Origin of the sequence: Kineococcus indalonis (assembly GCF_009906395.1) — a bacterium.
GTDB lineage: Bacteria > Actinomycetota > Actinomycetes > Actinomycetales > Kineococcaceae > Kineococcus > Kineococcus indalonis.
Map to the genome: position 1 here is coordinate 1 of NZ_JAAALM010000984.1, position 575 is coordinate 575.

1 protein-coding gene is annotated in these 575 nt (G+C 81.9%); it reads left to right on the plus strand.

The window, feature by feature from the left end:
- A partial coding sequence (locus GTR00_RS22320) for a pilus assembly protein TadG-related protein (protein ID WP_205706441.1) occupies positions 1 to 466 on the plus strand: 466 nt, incomplete at its 5' end.
- Positions 467 to 575: the final 109 nt, after the last annotated feature.

Consider the following 575-nt stretch of genomic DNA (forward strand, 5'->3'; position numbering starts at 1 on the left):
GCCGGCCCCCGCCCACCGGGAGGAAGGCTCCATCGCCCCGGCCGTGCCGGTGCTGGCCCTGGTGCTGCTGCTGCTGGCCGGGCTGGTCGTCGACGCCTCCCGCCAGCTGACCGCCCGCGCCCGGGCGATCGCCTACGCGGAGGAGGCCGCCCGCGCCGGGGCCGCGGCCGTCGAGCTCGACGCGCCGGACCTGCGGCTGCTGCCGGAGGAGCGGGTCGCCGAGCGGGTCACCGCCTACTGCCGCGCCGCCGCGGAGGCCGGCGGCCCGCTCGTGGACCCGGCCGGCTGCTTCCGCGGCACCACCGCCGAGGGCGACCCGCGGGGCCGCCGCACCGTCGTCGTGGCCCACGTGGACGTCGTCGTGCCGACGACCCTGCTGGGCATCGTGGGCCTGCGCGAGCTGCGCGCCGGCGGCGACGGCCGCGCCCGCCCGTTCGAGGGCACCGACGAGGAGCACGTGGAGTGAACGGCACCCAGCACCGGCCCGCGCCCCGCCCCGCCGCCCGCACGGCGCACCGGGCGGCAGCGGCGCTGCTCGCGGCCGCGGCGGGGGTCGGCGGCGCCACCGCGGAACC